Source organism: Frankia sp. AiPs1, assembly GCF_023716945.1.
Classification (GTDB): Bacteria; Actinomycetota; Actinomycetes; order Frankiales; family Frankiaceae; genus Frankia.
In genome coordinates, this window is sequence record NZ_JAMQQF010000593.1 from 1 (window position 1) to 3,633 (window position 3,633).

The 3,633-nt window shown below is 74.1% G+C and carries 3 protein-coding genes; 1 reads left to right on the top strand and 2 read right to left on the bottom strand.

Features of this window, described 5'->3' with window-relative positions:
• Nucleotides 1-600, top strand: a 600-nt coding sequence (locus ND748_RS27950) for an ANTAR domain-containing protein (RefSeq protein WP_251749185.1), incomplete at its 5' end; no start/stop codon positions are given.
• Between the two features lie 94 nt (nucleotides 601-694).
• Here the strand turns inward: ND748_RS27950 and ND748_RS27955 are convergent.
• Both ND748_RS27955 and ND748_RS27960 read right to left on the bottom strand, forming a co-directional pair.
• Nucleotides 695-2,089 (bottom strand): pitrilysin family protein, encoded by a 1,395-nt coding sequence (locus ND748_RS27955; protein ID WP_251749186.1) that lies wholly within the window; start codon nucleotides 2,087-2,089, stop codon nucleotides 695-697.
• Nucleotides 2,086-3,387 carry a pitrilysin family protein gene (locus tag ND748_RS27960; protein ID WP_251749187.1) on the bottom strand — a complete coding sequence of 434 codons (1,302 nt, stop codon included), beginning with the start codon at nucleotides 3,385-3,387 and terminating at the stop codon, nucleotides 2,086-2,088. The genes ND748_RS27955 and ND748_RS27960 overlap by 4 nt, the downstream gene beginning before the upstream one ends.
• Between the last annotated feature and the right edge of the window lie 246 nt (nucleotides 3,388-3,633).

Sequence of the window (3,633 nt, forward strand, 5' to 3'; positions counted from 1 at the left end):
GGCCCGGCGGGGACCGGCACCGTACCGACCGGCGCCGCGGCCACCGGCGCCGCCAGACCGGCTTCGGCCGTCTCCCGGCATTCCACCGCGGACATGCGGCTGCGGCGAACGCCCGCCGGCTGGGTCGTGGAGGGTCCGGGGCCGGAGGTCCGCCCGGTCGGTGATCTCATCTCCGCGATGGTTCTCGCCGACCTGCTGGCCGAGGACCTCGCCCCGCCCGGTCGCCCGCGACGGGCGGAGCGTGACCTTGGCGAGATCGAGCAGCTCCGGCTGTCCGTCGTCCAGCTCGAGCACGCCCTGGCATCCCGGGTGATCGTCGAACAAGCCATCGGCGTACTGGCGGAACGCAATCAGATCCGGCCGCGGGAGGCGTTCGAGCGGTTGCGGCGCACGGCGCGAGGCATGGGCCGTCGCGTCCATGACCTGGCCCGACAGGTCGTGGATTCGGTCGGCGACCCGCGAGCGGTGCTCCCGGGCGAGCTCGGTGGCCGGGGCGGCCCGGCTGGCGGCGGTCCCTCCGGCGCGACGCCGGGGCCCGGCCCGGGACCGGGCGGTGCTCCCCGCCCGGCACCACCGCGATCCACATCCGGCCGCCACTGACCGGCCGACGCCGACCCGCCGGCGCTCACGGCCCCCGTGCCGCGGGTTCGCCAGTGGAACCTGCCAGACCCGGGTCACACCCCGACGGAGGGCCTCAGGACTCGATCAGCCCGAGGGCACCCACCGCTCGGACGATTTTGGCCTTGTCGCCGACGAGCACCGTGATCAGTCCGGTGGGCGCCAGCAGGTCGGCCGCGACGGCCTGGATGTCGGCGGCCGTCACCTCGGCCAGCGCCCGCGGATGGTCGCGCAGGTACTCCACGCCGATGCCGACGCCGGCCAGGGCGGACAGCGTCGAGGCGAGCCCTGCGGCGGTGGCACTACCGATGGCGAGTGTGCCGACGGCGTACTGGCGGGCCGCGTCGAGCTCGTCCTGGGTCGGCGGGAGCACCGCCAGCCGCCCGAGCTCGTAGCGGATCTCCAGCAGGGCCGGGCCGGTCACCTCGGTGGCGACGTCCGCGGCGACGGTGAAACGCGATCCGACCTGGTAGTGGTCGATCGAGCTGCGCGGCGAGTACGTGTAGCCCTTGTCCTCGCGGATGTTGTTGACCAGCCGGGAGCTGAAGTATCCGCCGAAGATCGTGCTGGCCAGCCGCTGCGCCGGGTAGCCGGGGGTGGACCGGTCCAGGGCCGCCCCACCGAGGCGGATGTTCGTCTGCACCGCGCCGGGACGGTCCACGATGACGATCGGGCCGGTACGCAGCGCGGGCAACGGCGGTGCGCTCGGCGCTGGCCGCCCCGACCAGTCCCCGAGCGCCGCGGTGACCGCCGCCATCGCCCGTTCGGGCGACACGTCGCCGACGAGGGTGAGGATGGCCCCGGCCGGCGAGACCCGTTCGGCGTGCAGGCCGCGCACGTCCGCCGGGCCGACCTGCCCAACGACCTGCGGGTCGGGGATGGCGGTGGCGTAGGGGTGGTCGCCGAACAGCCGCTCGAGGAGGGCCTCGCGGGCGATCACCGCGGGCTGGCTACGGGCGACCGCGGTGTCCTCGACGATCCGGTCGCGCTCGCCGGCGACCTCGTCGTCGGGATAGGTCGCGCCGAGCAGCACGTCGGCCAGGATCTCCAGCAGCGGCTCGAGGTTCGCGGCGAGCGCGGAGCCGCCGATGGAGAGCCGGTCGCTGTCGACCCCCGTGGACAGCGAGCCGCCGAGGCGCTGAACCTCCGTGGCGAGCCCCACCCGGTCGAGCCGCCGGGACCCGGTAAAAAGGGTCTCCGCCAGCACCTCGGCGCGGGCCTGGTAGGCGGGCCCGTGCCCGGCGAACGGGATACGCAGCCGCACCTCGACGATCGGCACGCTGCCCCGCTGCACCACCAGCACCCGCAGGCCGTTGGGGAGGGTGCGGTCGGTGACGGCGGGCAGCGCCGCTGGCTCGGTCGGCCGGACGGCGGGGATCACGCCCGCCGGGGCAGCCGGGGTGGCGGTGGCCGCCGGCGGCCCCGAACGCGCGGAGTTCGTCGATGTCGAGGTCACAGCACTCCCGATCATGAAGCGGCGCCAGCATGCAGCTCCAGGACCGAACGGCCCTGGTCGAGCAGGGAACCGGCGGCGGCGGCAACCGCCTCGCCGGTGACGGCCGACAGCTCCGCCGGCAGTTCGTTCACCAGGTCGGGTCGGCCGCGGTGCAGCTCGTGCACGGCCATGGCCAGCCCGCGACCGAGGGCGTCGTCGGCCTCGCGCAGCAGCGAGGAGGCCACCCGGGCCTGCACCCGCTCCAGCTCACCGGCCACCAGGCCGTCCCCCGCGAGCCGGGCGAGCTCCTCGTCGACGGCCGCGAGGACCACGTCGGCGCTGGACTCCTCGGACTGGCGGGCCTCCAGGGTGAGCAGCAGCGGGTCGCGCTGGTCGAACGGATTGCCGAACGCACCCAGGTAGGCGCTGACCCCGATGACCGAGCGGTCCTTCTGGACCAGGCGGCGCTCCAGGCGGCTGGCATCGCCGTCGCTGAGCACCTCGGTCAGCAGGTAGTAGGCGAGGTAGGCGGGCAGGTCGGCGGTCGGGTCGGGGACGCGGTAGCCGACCGCGAGCGCCGCGCGGGGGGCGAGCGGGTCGGTGAGGACCGCCCGGCGCTCCGTCGCGGGCACCGGCTCCGCGAAGCTCGCCCGCGGCGGCACCGCGCGGGCGGGGATGTCGCCGAAGTACCGGTCGACGAAGGTCAGCGCCTCACCGAGATCGAAGTCGCCGACGATGGTGAGCACGGCGTTACCGGGGGCGTAGTACTTGTCGAAGAAGTCCTCCGCGTCGTCGAGGCCGGCCGCCGCCAACTCGGAGAAATCCCCGTATCCGTTGTGCGCGTTGGGAAAGGTGTCGAACGCCACCGGCGGCAGTTTGATCCAGGGAAATCCGCCGTACGGCCGGTTGAGGACGTTGACCCGGATCTCCTCCTGCACCACGGCGATCTGGTTGTCGAGGTTCTGCCGGGTGATCTTGGGCGCCCGCATCCGGTCCGCCTCGAGGAACAGGGCCAGTTCGAGCGCCCCGGCCGGCAGCAGCTCGAAATAGTCCGTGTAGTCGGGGTGCGTGGAGCCGTTGAAGATTCCCCCGGCGGCCTGGACGTGCTTGGGATGTTCCGCCTTCCCCACGTTCGCGCTGCCCTGGAACATCAGGTGCTCGAACAGGTGGGCGAAACCGGTGCGGCCTTCGGGCTCGGACCGGAAGCCCACGTCGTAGTGCACGGAGACGGCCACCACCGGCGCCGTGCGGTCGGGGGCGAGCAGGACCCGCAGGCCGTTGTCGAGCCGCGTGCGCTCGATCGGATAGGAGGATGCCGGCAGGGCCGACCTCACCGCGGCGGCGCCGACCGGACCGGGTTCTCTAGACGAGGACACAGTTGCCAACGCTACTGCCCGCCGGCCCGGCCCGGTGGCGAAGAAGGCCACCGGCCGGCTTTGCGCCTGCCGTCGCCCTCCACCGCCGCCCTCCACCGCCGCATTCCGCCGGCGCGCAGCCGCGGGCTGACGCGATCGTTCGTGCCCCCACGGGCCGGGGTACGCCGCGAGTGCCGGGCGGTCCCACCCACGGAGGCCCGCGTC

Excerpts from the sequence above, each read along its gene's own strand:
- ND748_RS27955 (WP_251749186.1), bottom strand. The coding sequence starts at position 2,089 with ATGATCGGGAGTGCTGTGACCTCGACATCGACGAACTCCGCGCGTTCG.